Here is a 15,935-nt window from a genome sequence, read left to right as displayed (position 1 = left end):
CTTGTCAGTCGCTGTTGCTCTCACGCCTTTGAGCGCTGCTTTTGCCCAGGTGGTGCCTGACCCGAATGCCGGGCAATACCGTCCGGGGATGGGTAGTGCCGGAAATGGCGTGCCAGTTGTTAACATCACTGCGCCCAGCAGCTCGGGTGTGAGTCGTAACCAGTATCACCAGTTCAATGTCCAGCGCCAGGGCGTTATTCTCAACAACAGCACTGTCAACGCCCAGACGCAGTTGGGCGGGTGGGTTCCGGGAAATCCGAACTTATCCTATGGTGCAGCGCGTGTCATCTTGAACGAAGTCACCTCTGGTAACCCCTCATTGCTGCAAGGCTACATCGAAGTTGGCGGGCAGCGGGCCGAAGTCATCATTGCCAACCCGGCTGGCATCTCGGTCGATGGTGCAGGCTTCATCAACGCCGCAGGTGTGACGCTCACCACCGGCACGCCCGTCTTTAACAACAGCGGCAATCTGGAAAGCTACCGTGTTGCAGCGTTGGGAGGGGGCAGAATTGCCATCAACGGAGCGGGGCTGGACACCTCTACTGCTGACTACACCCGCATCATCTCGCGTGCAGTTGAAATCAATTCGGGACTCTGGGCCAATGACTTGACCATCGCTGCGGGCACCGGCAGCTTTGCACCGGACGGCACCCCAATGCAACTCACGGTGGAAGATACCAACGGCAAACCACTGTACGCTATTGATGTCGCCAGTCTTGGCGGCATGTATGCGAACAAGATCTATTTGATCGGCACCGAGCATGGTGTTGGGGTGAGGAACGCCGGGCACATCGGCGCACAAGCTGGTCAGGTTACGGTCACCGCCGATGGTATGCTTGTCAACAGCGGCACCATCAACAGCAGTCATACGGTTGCCGCCAGCAGCGGCATCCAGGTGGCGGCGGCCAGCGGTATCAGCAACACCGGGAGCCTCTATACCCAGGGGCAACTGGTACTTAACAGCAACGGCCAGCTTGATAACCAGGGCACTTTAGCGGCTCTTGGCAATGTCAGCCTGAATGCGCAAAACATTCAGAACAGCGCAAATGGACTCATCGCCGCCGGTATGGCAACGGATGGCACCTTTAATACCGAAAGCCAGCTCAACGCCACAGTACGACAGACTCTTACCAACCAGGGCCAGATACTCAGTGGCGGTAACAGCACCGTGCAGGCTGGAACCCTTGCCAATACCAGCGCTACCATCCACGCCGGTAATAACCTCTCTATCACGGCAGATCGCATTGACAACAGCGCTGGCGTCATCATCAGCGGCGGGGACCTGGGCATCACCACCGACAACCTCACCGGGGCCGGACAAATCCTCACCGAAGCCAATGCCGACATTGCCATACAAGGCGACTACACCGCTGAGGCCGGTAACCAGATCATTGCCGATGGCAACCTCACCTTGAACGTGGACGGCACCTTGACCAATGCCGGAGACATACTCACTGGCAACACCGCCAGCATCACCGCGCACAACATCGACAACCTGTCCGGTGGCGAAATCAGCGCAGGCACCAACCAGATCACAGTTGCCAATACATTCACCAACAGGGGCCTGATAGACGGCATCCTCACCTATATCACTGCGGACGCACTCACCAACCTGGGCAGCGGGCGTATCTACGGCAACCACATCGGCTTGCAGGCTAATACCCTCACCAACCTGGACGAAACGACCAGTGGTCAGGGCACGTCAGCAGTCATCGCTGCACGTGAACGTATGGATATTGGGGCAGGCACACTGAGGAACCTCAACGGTGCTGTCCTGTTCAGTGCCGGGGACATGGCGATTGGCGGCAGCCTGGATGCTAACCACATTGCCCAAGGCAGCGCTGACCTGGTCTACAACGACGGGGCTGTGATCGAAACTCTGGGCGACATGCAGATTACTGCGGGCAGCATCGAGAACCGCAACACCGCATTTGCCTCGCAGATGAGCGCCGAGCAGAAAGTGGGTGCCGTACTCACCTTTATCCTGGGTAATGGGGATCGTTACGGGTTTGACGAAATCCTCATCTACGATAGCGCAGATCGCTCGCTCAAAGCCATCACCGCAGACGACCTGGCCAACTACACATCCGCCCAAATACTCTCCAAACTGGTATCGGACTTTGGCGGCACCGACACCCGCTATACACTGGTACTGCCCTCCAGCCAGTATCCGCTGGACATCTTCGGCCCGGCAAACGGCATGGACTATGCTCCGACTGTTGCCGCGTATGTGCCCGAACGCTACGACATGGAGAACATCACCACCATCCCTGAACAGATTAACTACGACTACGACTCGCCGTACTGGGCGCTCTTCGGGGTGCAGGCGCCTGACGCCCCCATGCCCGAACACCCCGGCTTTATCTGTGCGCAAGGGCACCCGTGTGATGCCGGGCAGCAGCGCCAGTACAACGCATACCTGGCTGAACTGCAACCGTGGAAAGACCGCAACCTCGCCCAGTACCAGCAACTCAATGCCGAATTGCAGGACTACATGCAAAACGGCTTTAACACCACCAGCGAATTCTATGTCGAGGGTTACGACATCCTGGGCAGCCACAGTGTCGTTACCGCGAGCAACCCCGGACAAATCAGCGCCGGGGGCAGCATGCTGCTGGATGGCAACCTCGTCAACGACAAAAGCCGTATCACCGCAGGCAGCACCATTGTCACCACGGGCAACGTAGAGACAATTGACGCCAAAAGCCAGGACACCACGCGCCACCACGGCTTCTCCAGCTACAGCTACATCCGCCAGAGTAACGGGGGAGATGACGAACGGCGCTGGAACCATACCCCGCTGGATGTCACCCTGCCCGTCACCGAAACCACCCTGGTCGTCGCCACCCCGCAGCCAAACACCACACCCCAGGGTAGTGGTACCCAGGTTGGCACAGTACAACTCCCGGGTGGTGACCTGATACACGCCGCCCGGCCCAACATCCGCATCCCCGCGAGCAGCCTGTACCAGATCAACCCCGGTAGCAACAAAAACTACCTGATTGAGGCCGACCCCCGGTTTGCCAGCTATGGCACCTGGCTCACTTCAGACTACATGCTCAGTGCTTTGGGGCTCGATCCGGCTGCCACGCAAAAGCGCCTGGGCGACGGATTCTACGAACAACAACTGATCCGCGAACAGATCGGCCAGCTTACCGGCTATCGTTATTTGGCAGGCTACCTCAGTGATGAAGCACAATACCAGGCGCTGATGAATGCAGGTGTTGAATTTGCTCAAACCTACAACCTCACCGTGGGTGTGGCACTCACCGCCGAGCAGATGGCGCAACTCACCGGCGACATCGTGTGGCTGGTCAGCGCCGAAGTCACCTTGCCCGACGGCACGACAGAAACCGTACTCGTACCCCAGCTTTACACCCGTGCCAGCACCGCGATGATCACCGCTGGCGGCTCGCTGATCAGCGCCAACAACGTTTATATCACCGGACAGGACGGCAACCCTGTTACCTTGAACAACAATGCCACCATCGCCGGGCGCGAAGGCCTGTTTGTCGATGTGGCCTATCTGCAAAACAAAGTAGGCCAGTTGCACGGCGGTGATGTCGTCTTAAGATCAGCTACTGACATCGATAACATTGGCGGGGCCATCTCGGGAGATAACTCTATCACCCTGGCTGCTGCCAGAGACATCAACATCATCTCCACCACTGCAGACGGTAAAGACGCGATGGGGCGTGTACACGGCGTCAGCAACGTCGCCAGCGTGTACCTCAGTGGTCGGGAAGTCCTGACCTCCGGGCAGCCAGCAGATATTGACCCGCCACCAGAAGAACAACCGGCAGCCTACAGTGCCCAGTCCAGCAGAGCATCGACCAATACAACAACGGACATCACAACCGACACAACAACTGATACCGCGACCGACACAGCGACCGATACCAGTACCACTGAGCCCTCCGGCAGCAACCGGGGCCAGATCCTGCTGAGTGCCGGGCGCGACATCAACCTGCGAGCAGGCTACATTGGCAATGACGCCACCGTTTCCACCACCGCCGAAGGCGAAACACAAACCGCCACCAGAGGTGGTGTGACCACCTTAGCTGCCGGGCGCAACATCGACATCGGCACGGTTGATACCGAACAAAGCCACCTCACCCTGTTTGACGCCAAAAACTGGCGCAATGATGAAAACCGTCTTGAGGCCGGCAGCCAGATACAGGGCACGGGCGACATCAACCTCATCGCAGGAGACACCCTGCATACCCGAGCTTCCGGCATCCAAAGTGATACCGGTACCATTAATGCCATAGCCGACACCATACACATCGAAGCCGGGGACAGTTACCACAGTGACGGTTTCTCGGTCACCCGCAATGTCACCGGGGGCTTGAGCAGTGGTACGCAACACAATATAGATATATACAGCCAGAACGATCAGGTCGGCTCCACCTTGAGTGCTGAGCAAATCAACCTGCAAAGCCGGAGTGACACCACCATCCAGGCTTCCAGTGTCGTTGCCACGAATGACGTCAACCTCATTTCTGAAGCAGGCAACATCAACATCATCGCAGGAACTGCCAACAGCCACGAATACCATTACGAACACACCACCGAAACCGGCGTGCTCAGCAGCAACGTCAGCTCCTTTACAGTAGGCAGCCAGCAGACCACCACCACCCAGACCATCGATGAACAGCGCGCCGTAGGCAGCACGGTGGGCAGCCTGCAAGGCAATGTCAATATACTCGCCCAGCAGGGCACCTACAACCAGGTGGGCAGCGACGTCATTGCCCGTCAGGGTGATATCAATGTGGTGGCGCAGGACATCAATGTGGTCGAAGCCCGGCAAACCCGCAGAGAAGAAAACACCTACAAATCCAGCCAGAGTTCAGTCTCCATTGGCTTGAGCTCTTCGCTCATGTCCACTGCGCAGTTTGCGCAGAACATGGCCGAAACCGCTGACCGTACCGATGATTCACGCATGCAGGCCCTGGCAGGCGGGGCTGTTGCCTTTAACGCCTACAACACCATGGGCGGTATCCAGGATGTGATGAGAGAAAGCATCAATGGCGAACCCCAAAAGCCCGATGCCAGTCTTTCCATCAGCTACGGCAGTTCCAAGGCTGAAAGCTACAGCCTGCAAAACGACAACACTGCCAAAGGCTCTACTATGAGCGCTGGAGGCAATATCAATTTAGTTGCTACCGGCAGGCCCACCAACAACGGCACGGCTGAACAAACTGACCAGCACCCCACCTACAGCGGCGGCAACATCCTGATACAAGGTAGTGACATTAATGCGGACGGCAACATCACACTCCTTGCCAACAACCAGATTGATATCCGGGCTGCCAGTAACACCAGCACCGAATACAGCGAAAACAGCTCATCGAGCTGGTCAGCTGGTGTGAGCTATGGTATGGGAGGCTGGGGCGGCAGTGCCAGCGCCAGCCAGTCCAGCGGATCAGGCTACGGAACACAGCAGAGCTGGACTGCCAGTCATGTCAGTGCGGGCGACACCCTCACGGTCATCAGCGGGGGAGACACCAACATCATCGGCAGCCAGATTGCCGGTAACACCGTGAAAGCCGACATTGGCGGCAACCTCAACATCGAAACCCTGCAAGACAGTAGCTTTAACACCAGCCACAGCAGCAGTAGCAGCATCAGTGCATCCACCCAGCAGGGCCAAAATGCTGGAGGTTCCATTGGCGGGGGCAAATCCAGTGCCAGCGGAGCCTACATCAGTGCCCAGGAATACGCCGGTATCATGGCCGGAGACGGCGGCTTTGACATCACCGTTGCAGGCAACACCGACCTCAAGGGGGCGATTATCGCCAGCACGCAAGCAGCGGTGGACGACAACAAAAACACGCTCACCACCGGCTCCTTAACCACCAGCGACCTCATCAATGCCAGCAGCTATGACGCCAAGGGTAATTCCATCAGCGCGGGCATGCAGGGCGGCATGCACGAGAACGGCACCTTTAACGGTACTCCCAGCGGCAACATGATGGGTTATACCAGTGACAGCGGCAGCAACAGCAGCATCACAGTCGCAGGCATCAGCACCGGTAACATCACCATTACCAACGAGGACGAACAACTCAGGAGAACCGGGCAGACAGCTGAAGAAGCGATTGCTGCCATCAACGACAGTGTACGCACCGGGCAGAGTGTGAACGGTATAGAAAAGAACTGGGACATTGACCAGTTGATGAGCAACATGGAGGCAGGCGGTGAGATCACCGCCGCGTTTGGGCAGCAGGCGGCCATGGGGGTTGGCCGGTTTGCGGAAAACATGCTGCGAGAAGCGGATGCCCTGAAAGCGCAGGCCAGACGGCTGGATGACGCTGACCCTGAAAAAGCCCGGCTGCTGGCTCAGGCGCAGGATATCGAAGCCAACTGGGGCGAAGGCGGCGCGTACCGGGTTCTGGCGCACACGGTTGTAGGGGGCTTGACTGGCGACTGGAGCGGGGCTGCTGGTGCAGGTAGCAGTGCACTCATGGCAGACCAGTTGAATACCATTACCGCCGACCTGCCTCCGGGTGTCAGGGAGGCTGTAGGTGCTGGGCTTGCTTCGGGGCTGGGTTACCTTACAGGGGGTGAAGGTGGGGCCAGCACTGCGTTCAACCAGGATACCAATAACCGGCAGTTGCACCGGCAGGAACGAGACCTTATCAGAGAGCTGGCACGTGAGAAAGCCACCAACGAACAAGGAGAACTTGACCAGAATCAATACGCTTACTGGCTCGGCATCTATGAAATGGCTGGTCGCCAGTTGGTATCTGACCAGGGAGGGCAGGAGAACCTTGAATACTTTGCGCTGCTGGAATATGCATTGTCTTTGGATATTACAAGGCCCACAGATGGACAACATCAGGCATCAGTACAAAGAACCTATGACAATTTTGCGTATGCGTTGCAAAGTCTGCAAGACAGCCCGTACTATAACCAGCCCATACAAACAGGGAGTGGCAACACTTTTACCTGGGATGGTGTGACGCAGACATATTTCAATGCAACATCAGAACAAAAAGCCAACGAAATGGTGGGCTGGCTGCCCGGCAACAACGGGCATATTGATCCGCTGTTTGAAGACAGACGCAATGATTACGTGAAAGTGCTTACCACGCCTTATGGTAGTGTGGAGTCGGTCTATCCAGAGGCTTATTTAATAGGAGCAGGAGGGCTGCTACAGTCAATTGGTAAATCAACACTGAACTCACTGCTATCCACGACAGGTTCCCGGACTTTGGGCGAGTGGATCATTGCTTATGAAATCAAAGCTGGGGCAGGAGCATATGCTGGCAATACCGGATTGCTGTGGTCTTTATCATCTGGAAGTACAAAGTGGGGAATTTCTGCTAGCAATACACATGGACGGGTTGTAGAAAATGTTAATAAGAGCTACATCGAGAGAGGATTCTCAAATATTGAGCAACTTTACCGATATGAGTTAGCGTATAACTTTTATCGCCAAGCTGGTTTTAACACGGATCGAATCCTTGGACATCTTGAAGGCATTGATTTTAGCAAAGCTGTTATCTCGACAGAATTACAGCCGGGTTCGTTATATGTTCAATATACTCAAAATGGCAGGATCGGAAATTACTTTGCGAATTCAGGAACACCAGCAGAAATGCTAGGCATTAATCCGTCGGGTAGAGTTCCGTTCTCATTTACTCCATCTCAACCCATTTCTGCTTTGCAAAGTACTGCGGCAAAAATAATTGACACTTGGACAATTCCTGGGAAACCGTTTTCAGCTCAAGGTGGTGGAGTACAATTTTTTGTCCCCAATAATTCTTTATTTTTGAAAGTGCCAAATAAATGAATGAAAGAATAGAGTTGCTGCTTAGAGCTCAAAATCAGTGTGGAAAATTAATGGTTATGTATCCAGAAAATATAACCTTGCAATCAATTGATAGCCAAATCCAATATTTGATAGATTTGGAAAATGGCGTAACTAATGACAGGTCAAAGCTGAGTCAAATTATTATTGGGGTACAAACTGCTCGCGAAATAGAGGGGTTAGATGAGAATGCCGCCGATATTTTTTATAAAGTTGCTTCTGAAGCGAAGCTAATGTAATAGTGAATTGAGCTCATCATTGCGCTGGTAAGTTATAAGTGTTGCATGATGCAGTGATTAAAATGTGAAATAAACAGCTATTCATAGGTTTGTCCTGGTAACCATCCGGCATTTTCCACGGGTTCGGAGTGCGTATAGGGTTGAGGAAATTGTTCCACCTCAAAGTAAAACATCTCCTGTGCATGCCGGTATCCGCTGTGTTACCACTTTTTTGTTCATGTAAAAAATACTGCATGAGCAAAATCACATTTATTGCGGTAACAGGCATGGATGTTCATTAAGCTGCTTCTTACATTCATATTTAAGGAGAAGTGAAATGAGTAACACAAAGGATTTCCCAGTTGAAAGACGCTTTTTACGCATATCTGAGGTCATGCGCCGTGTGGGGTATAAACGCACCCAGCTCTACAAGATGATCCGTGAAGGCAGGTTTCCGCCTAATTTCCAGATTGGTGCAAGGGCGGTAGCCTGGGACTCCAAAGACATAGACCAGTGGATGCAGGAACAAAAAAGCCAGTCCTGTAAATAATGCGGTTTTGTGAATTTTCGGGGGGTGAAAACTCGACCTGTGGGCAAAGCAGTTTAAATTTTCAGCCCTGAAAATTCGATTTGCGACCTAAAAACACCAGGATTCATCATAAGAAATTTTTCCTTGTGAGTTCATTTTGAAATTTCACGCACGACTTTACTTCCATCGCGTAACTTTGCAGGTTGGTTTCTTCCTCCGCACTTCGCGGTTCAGCCTGCTTTGAAAAAAGAAAACCGTCAAACCATGGTGTGGAGATTTTGGGGGCACTCGGCTTTGCCGAATGTTTACAAATCCACATGAGCGCATTCATGAAATTCAAAAACTGCGCACAAGTAACCTTGTGTTGCATTGGGTTTCTCATGCACTGACGTCCACTGTTGTGCACTTTCCTGAAACCCTCTATTTACCTGGTTTTTAAGGCTAAATAAGCTGTAAAATTTCAATCATGTTCAGTGTCCGTAGGACACACATGCCCAGGCGTACATCTCCTTGAAGTACGTGGTCATTCGTTGAATGGCTGGAACCCAGGAAGTGCATATCCCTGAAGCACTTGGCTAAAGAAAATTTAGCTGGATAATCCTTTTACTTCATCAACTCTATAAGGAGAACAACACACATACACACGTCACAGGCGAGATTAGTCCGAGCCGCACCGCGTCAAGGTGAAACAGGGGCAAACAGGCTCAGGCCGCTGAACCTGAAAAGGTCAGATGTTCTTACAAATTTATTTGTTTTTTCCTTTGCTCTTTCCTTTTTTAATCTCGATGGTGCAGTGATAAGCGAATTTAACCCACAGGCAGAAGTTGCCAGCTTAAAAGGCCACAAGCGTGCCATGCGCAAGCCGCGAACATTCAAACTCATGCGCTATGGCAGCCAGTTGTTGGCATTACATGCGCAGGGGGCCACTGTAGCCGATCTGCAGCGCTGGTTGCAAAAACACAAAATCACAGTAGCCCACAGCACCATCAGCCGGTGGCTGGCAAAGCACAATGGCTAAGTTTGCCGGTGCAGCCAGACAGGCCGCATCGGTCATGAAACAACTCCAAGGCACAGTCATACGTTCAGTAGGTACCGTACGCAATTACGAGCAGGCATTGACCCAGGTAGCGCAATACTGCGTAGATCAACGTATCAGCCTGCGCCAGTTAACGCCACAAACTGCATTGCACTACCTTGAATACCGGGGAGAAGAAATAGGCCAGAAAGCACTGGATACACAGCGGCAGGCCATACAAGCCATGATGCAGCATGTCACGCATCAACTGGAACCAGACCAACGCCTGCCTGTCATCAAGTCTGAACACCAGCAGATACTTCATTCCAGAGCGTACACTCCTGCACAGGTGGAGCTCATCAGCGAAGCCCAGACACAGAGGAATGCACTGGCAACAGAGCTAGCCTACAGCGCAGGATTAAGAGCGCATGAACTCCTCACACTTCGGCCAGCGACAGAAAGAGCAGCAGATGAACGTCCTGCACTGGATTCAAAATTTGAAGGCAGAGAAGGAATCCTTTACACCGTACACGGCAAAGGCGGCCTTGTGCGTGAAGTGATGCTGTCTGAACATCTGGTGCAGCGACTTGAAGCAATAAGGCTGGAAGCACCCAGAACCATCACAGACCGCCATATTCACTATCAGCAGCACTATGACGTCAACGGCGGCAACCGCTGGTCAAGCTCATTTACAGCAGCGTCCAATCGTGCATTGGGCTGGTCGCATGGTGCACATGGGCTGCGCCACAGCTATGCACAGCAACGCATGATAGAGTTACAGGTCAACCACCATTTAAACCGGGAGCAGGCACTGGAAACGGTCAGTCAGGAGATGGGACATTTCAGGCCGGGCATCACCGAGACCTATTTGCGTTAAAAATATGCGTGATTTGCCGCAGAGCAAGGATTTACGCTGTGTGCAAGCGAGTTGGCGAGCCTTACACAGCGGAAATCCGGTGAAATGGCAAAGGCGCTTTATCGTTTTGCAGTGCGCATTTTTGATTGACTGGCATAGTGTGACATAATTTTTTGCTGAAACAGATCAGGCTAATTTGATTGCTCTGGACAGGGCATTTATCCATGTGTGCGACATCCTGCGACATTATGCACGGTTGCATAATGTCGCAGGATGTCGCATAGCAGTTAGTTTCAAGAGCACATGGCGAAAAGAGACTGGCTCAATATGTATGTACCTAGAGACTGAAACAGCTGCATAAGAAAAGGCTGTTCATGCGGTACTGATTGGCTCAGACTGCCTATTCACCTGACCTCGAACCGGAACTTGGTCAGGCAGCTTCGGTAAATGCCTCTGTGGCCTGCTCAACAATGCCCAGCTCAAACATCTGAGCCGGTGTCCTGTCTTCCCCTAGTGCGGTCGTTCATAGTTATCCTAGCTATGCCTAGGATAAATTTCGGTGATATCCGACTTGCGATACCTATTTTTTGTTGAGGATTTTTTTAACCGCTTTCGGCGTGATTTCCATTATTTTTGCGATATTCTCAATCGATACGTCTTTTTCTAATAAGGCATTCATCAAAGCCATTTTTTCTGAATCTGCTTTATCTTTTACTGCCTTTATTGCCTCTTTCGCAATTGCCTTCTCTTCCTTGCGGATTTTCTCAATCACTTGAAATGTCGGCACATATTTGAGACTGGTCTCCAGCTCATCCATCAGTCCAATCGCTCTAAAACTCAAATAGGCCATCGGCGTAACGATCAAATGATCCACTAGCTCGATATCCAGGATATGCCCCACTTGAATCAAGCGGTCGGTGATATCCCGATCATTGTCGGAAGGATCGAGGCTGCCGCCGGGGTGGTTGTGGACCGCAATGACGCGAGTGGCATTTTTCATCACCGCAATGCGGTAAACATTCATCGGTTCAACGATGGTCGCCCTGACACTGCCCAGGCTGACCAGTTCGATGTAGAGAATGTACCCCGCGGTATTGAAACCAATGATCCAGAAGTGTTCTTTCTCTCTGTCTATTTTGTTTTCGCGCAGCAGAATGCGCTGCATGATTCCATACAGATCGTCTAGATGTGTGATCTGCCGTTTATCCTTGTCAGTGAGCTTGATTTCCATTATGCGGGAGCACCATGAGTCAAAATAGGTGACTATCAATATAGCATCGTCGTCGGTTGATTGTACTCGAAGAGCATGGGAAACACGTCGCCCCTTTCAGGACGTTACCTGGATGGATACAGCCGCGTTATTTGTGGTGTGCTATGCCCTGTCAAAACTAGCTGAAGGCATGATTGACTCGTGTAGTTGTTACTAAGTTTGCTGGGGTAATTGTTTGGATCAGTGGAAAGTTTGAAAGATTGACTGGACTGGTGCAAAAAGAGTGATTCCAAAATTATCTGAAAAAAAAGCAACAAGGAGGTGGTCTATGATCGCTTCTTTATTCACGGCACAAGCATATATTTATTTTCAAAATAGTGGATTTTCAAGAAAATCAAAATATTCTTGTCATAAAAATGACACAGATAAAAATTATAATCATTCGTTATTTATTTAAAGCTGTTGGAAGAGCAATTTGTTTTCTGAAGCAGCACAGAATCATATGGATTATTTTATCAAGAATCCTGTGCCAGTGGCGGAGTACATCCGCATGTCTACTGATCATCAACGCTATTCAACTGAAAATCAGTCTGTAGCTATCCATGCTTATGCAAAAAAACATGGAATGGTCATCATTACGACTTATCGGGATGAAGGTAAGAGTGGTTTAGATATTGGGGGGCGCGATGCATTACGTCAATTAATTGAAGACGTACAAACAGGACATACCCAGTTTCAAGTAATACTTGTTTACGATGTTAGTCGTTGGGGGCGTTTTCAAAATACCGATGAGAGTGCCTATTATGAATACCTTTGCACAAGCGCTGGCATTCGGGTTATATATTGTGCTGAGCCTTTTGAAAATGATGGTTCGCCAATGGCAACGATATATAAAAGTATTAAACGGTCAATGGCTGGTGAATACAGTCGAGAGCTTTCTCATAAAGTATTTGCAGGCCAGTGTTGCCTTGCTGAAAAGGGATTCCATCAAGGTAGTTCAGCGGGTTATGGACTACGCCGTGCATTACTTGATGAAAAAAAGAACTTCAAAGGAGAGCTTTCTCGTGGGCAGCGGAAAAGTATCCAAACTGATAGAGTGATCTTGATACCAGGGCCCCAGGCTGAAATTGACGTAATTCAGCGTATCTATCATCAGTTTATTTATGATGGAATGAATGAACGTGAAATTGCAGATTCGCTAAACAAAAGAGGCATTTTTACTGATTTCGACCGACCTTGGAGTCGTAGTACTGTTCATCAAGTACTTACCAATGAGAAGTACATCGGAAATAACGTTTATAACAAGACCTCATCCAAGCTACGAGGGAAAACCATACAAAATGCACAAGGGGTGTGGGTTCGTTGTGATGGTGCTTTTCAGGGCATAATTTCGTTAGAAGCATTTACGCGTGTGCGTGAAATTATTTTACAGCGATCGCACAGATTAGATGACGCACAGATGCTGAAAATGCTTCATGCCTTGCTCGAACGTGCAGGAACACTATCAGGGATACTGATTGATGAGCAAGAAGGGATGCCATCAAGTACGGTTTATTCCAGTCGCTTTGGCGGTCTTATACGTGCTTATGCTCTGATTGGTTATACGCCCAGCAGAGACTATCGTTATTTAGAAATTAATCGTTCGTTACGGCGGCTATATCCGCAAGTATTTGGAGGTGTTATTGATCGTTTGATGCATGTCGGTGCACAAGTAAAATGCAATGACACTAATGACTTAGTGTATATCAATGGTGAGTGGAGCGCATCAGTCATTATTGCCCCTTGTCGATCCACCCCAGCAGGGACTTTGCGTTGGCGTTTGCAGTTTGATAACAATCTCAAGCCTGATATCACAGTTGCCGTACGTATGAATTGTGCTAACACCCAGCCCCAGGATTACTACCTTATCCCGCGTTTGGATATGGGTGCATGGCCTCAACGACTAGCAGAAGAAAACAATTCATTTATCGATAGTTATCGCTTTGAAACTTTAGATGTTCTCGATGAGTTGGCGACATGTTATTTTATGGAGGAAATTGTATGAATGCACCATTGACATCACGGGATCAGGTCGAATTGGTTTCTATTGCGCAGATTCATATTTTAAATCCCCGTTCCAGAAGCAAAAAGACTCACAAGGAGCTTATTGAACACATCCAAAAGGTAGGTCTAAAGCGTCCTATTACTGTCAGTCGGCGAAATCAATCTGTTCAAAATAATCTCAAATATGATCTTGTTTGTGGGCAAGGTCGGCTTGAAGCGTTTCTTGCATTGCAGCAAACTGAAATTCCTGCATTTGTTATTGATGCCAGCGAGGAAGACTGTTTAGTGATGAGTCTGGTAGAGAATATAGCTAGAAGGCAGCATCGTCCTATTGACCTGATGAAAGAAATTGGGCGGCTGCGAGACAGGGGGCATAGTGACTCTCACATTGCAGAACTGATTGGCGTTACAGCATCTTGGGTCAATACGATTAGCGGTTTGCTTGAACGCGGAGAGGAAAAACTGCTTGCGGCAGTAGAAACTGGTCTTATCCCCATCAGTATGGCAACAGATATTGCCAAGAGTAGCGAAAGTGAAATTCAGAGTCTATTAGCCGATGCTTATGAGCAAGGATTTAGAGGGAAAAAACTGATTACGCTTCGTCATTTATTAGAGTCTCGGGCTCAAAAAGACAAACTTATTCGCGTCAATTCTATAGGAACTGGAAGTCAGAAGAAAAAGAAAAAAATGACAGCGGCTGATTTCAGACGTTTATTCGAACAGGAAGCAGGGCGACAACAATTAATGATAAAGAAAGCAACCTATACACATGATAGGGTAGTGTTTTCCATACAAGCGCTTAAGGAGTTGTTATCGATAAATTCATTTATGCAGCTACTCAAGAGAGAACAATTAAGTTCAATGCCGAAACTGATACAAACCCGTCTTCAACAGATGAAAGGGATATGATGTCAAAACGCACGTCTGGAATCTCAAACCATCATCCTGATCCCACTCTTAAAAATGTATTTCTACATAAGTGCATTCGGGTTCAGATATGCAATATCTTACCGTTGAAAGTGCTGCCTCCCGAGGTTAAACGCAGCGTGAAATATCAGCAGATTCAGGCTTCAATTCAAGATGTCGGGCTTGTAGAACCTCCTGTTGTTACATCCATTCCGGGACGATCAGAACATTACTTTCTCTTGGATGGACATCTACGCATTGAAGTATTGAAGGATTTAGGTCAGGTAGAAGTTGACTGCCTTATATCGCTTGAGGACGATACATACTCATATAATAAACGCATTAACCGGCTTTCTGCTGTACAGGACCACAAGATGATTGTTCGCGCTATGGAGCGAGGAGTTTCAGTTGAGCGTCTTGGTAAGGCTCTGAATTTATCACCAGAAACTATTAAGCTTCGATTCAGATTACTGAATGGTATTTGCGACGAAGCCATTACTTTGCTTGCGGACACCAATTGCCCCGCCAAAATATTCAATATTTTGAGGCAAATGAAACCCTTGCGACAGATTGAAGCAGCCGAATTGATGGCTGGCAATAAAAATTATTCAGTCATGTTTGCTAATGCTCTTTTGGCTGCAACTCCGACCAATCAATTGGTCGAAAGTCGCAAAAAATCACCAGAATCCCATATTTCTTCTGATTCAATTACACGTATGGAGCGAGAGCTTGCTGCTTTGCAGATGCAAATTAAGGTTGTGGAGGAGGATTATGGGCCAGATGTTCTACATTTAACAGTAATCAAAGGTTATTTAACGAAACTCTTAGCTAATGCAGCGGTGGTGGGGTGGTTAGCGAAAAATCGGCCTGAATATCTCAAAGAATTTCAACATATTACGGAAATGAATAATTTAGCAATGGAAGATGATGATCCGGATGTTATCTTTGCATAGTATCTTGAGTCTAAGTATTCCTTTTATGGCTTGCATGGAGGCGTTAATTCGGTCTACGCAGTACGCGAGAGCATTGCAGCGAACTTGTTCACACTAAAATTTTGAGGGATTGCCATATCAATTATGAGTTACCGCATTTAAATAAAAACTTCTAACTGCATGGACTGCAGCTAACGAAATACATCTAATGCAGTCATAATGGATGCACTTATTCGGCGCAAATCATGTAGAGTCTATTTGTCATTAGGCAATAACAAAGCATTGTAATATTGACTGTGTCCCTTTATAGGACCTCGTTAAAACCAGAGATGATTCGGTCTATCTGCTTCTTTTTACACATCAGGGGAGTTTCTGGAGTATAGAAGGATGTTGGAAAGAAAGAGAAAAGG

General features: G+C 49.7%; 9 protein-coding genes. 8 read left to right on the top strand and 1 reads right to left on the bottom strand.

Annotated features, from left to right (window positions below; translation table 11 throughout):
- The first annotated feature begins 1 nt into the window (after position 1).
- The 5 genes from CUZ56_RS07260 to CUZ56_RS07240 all read left to right on the top strand — a co-directional run bounded on the left by CUZ56_RS07260 (position 2) and on the right by CUZ56_RS07240 (position 10,455).
- Positions 2–7,798, top strand: a complete 7,797-nt coding sequence (locus CUZ56_RS07260) for a two-partner secretion domain-containing protein (protein ID WP_162615282.1) — start codon at positions 2–4, stop codon at positions 7,796–7,798.
- Positions 7,795–8,055: an immunity protein Tsi6 family protein gene (locus CUZ56_RS07255; RefSeq protein ID WP_126979725.1), complete on the top strand. Its 261-nt coding sequence runs from the start codon at positions 7,795–7,797 to the stop codon at positions 8,053–8,055. Before CUZ56_RS07260 ends, CUZ56_RS07255 begins: the two co-directional genes overlap by 4 nt.
- 316 nt (positions 8,056–8,371) lie before the next feature.
- Entirely contained in the window at positions 8,372–8,584 is a 213-nt protein-coding gene (locus CUZ56_RS07250; protein ID WP_126979724.1) for a helix-turn-helix transcriptional regulator, read from the top strand.
- 772 nt (positions 8,585–9,356) lie between these two features.
- A complete protein-coding gene (locus tag CUZ56_RS07245; protein WP_126979723.1) occupies positions 9,357–9,581 on the top strand; it encodes a hypothetical protein in 225 nt (74 codons plus the stop codon).
- Positions 9,574–10,455: a tyrosine-type recombinase/integrase gene (locus CUZ56_RS07240; RefSeq protein WP_126979722.1), complete on the top strand. Its 882-nt coding sequence runs from the start codon at positions 9,574–9,576 to the stop codon at positions 10,453–10,455. Before CUZ56_RS07245 ends, CUZ56_RS07240 begins: the two co-directional genes overlap by 8 nt.
- A 559-nt stretch (positions 10,456–11,014) precedes the next feature.
- On the opposite strand, the gene CUZ56_RS07235 is transcribed toward CUZ56_RS07240, so the two are convergent.
- Positions 11,015–11,665, bottom strand: coding sequence for a JAB domain-containing protein (locus CUZ56_RS07235; protein ID WP_126979721.1), 651 nt, complete (start codon positions 11,663–11,665; stop codon positions 11,015–11,017).
- A 481-nt stretch (positions 11,666–12,146) separates the two neighbouring features.
- Between CUZ56_RS07235 and CUZ56_RS07230 the strand changes: the two genes are divergently transcribed.
- Genes CUZ56_RS07230 through CUZ56_RS07220 form a run of 3 tightly spaced genes read left to right on the top strand, consistent with a single transcriptional unit; the run spans position 12,147 to position 15,546 of the window.
- Positions 12,147–13,688: a recombinase family protein gene (locus CUZ56_RS07230; RefSeq protein ID WP_126979720.1), complete on the top strand. Its 1,542-nt coding sequence runs from the start codon at positions 12,147–12,149 to the stop codon at positions 13,686–13,688.
- Positions 13,685–14,596, top strand: coding sequence for a plasmid partitioning protein RepB C-terminal domain-containing protein (locus CUZ56_RS07225; RefSeq protein WP_126979719.1), 912 nt, complete (start codon positions 13,685–13,687; stop codon positions 14,594–14,596). Before CUZ56_RS07230 ends, CUZ56_RS07225 begins: the two co-directional genes overlap by 4 nt.
- On the top strand, positions 14,593–15,546 hold the full coding sequence (locus CUZ56_RS07220) for a plasmid partitioning protein RepB C-terminal domain-containing protein (RefSeq protein ID WP_204250857.1): 954 nt from the start codon (positions 14,593–14,595) through the stop codon (positions 15,544–15,546). The genes CUZ56_RS07225 and CUZ56_RS07220 overlap by 4 nt, the downstream gene beginning before the upstream one ends.
- Positions 15,547–15,935 lie beyond the last annotated feature (389 nt).

This window comes from Saezia sanguinis (assembly GCF_003991585.1).
GTDB lineage: Bacteria > Pseudomonadota > Gammaproteobacteria > Burkholderiales > Burkholderiaceae_C > Saezia > Saezia sanguinis.
The sequence above is the reverse complement of the archived record's forward strand: the minus strand, read 5'-3'. Positions and strand labels throughout refer to the sequence as shown.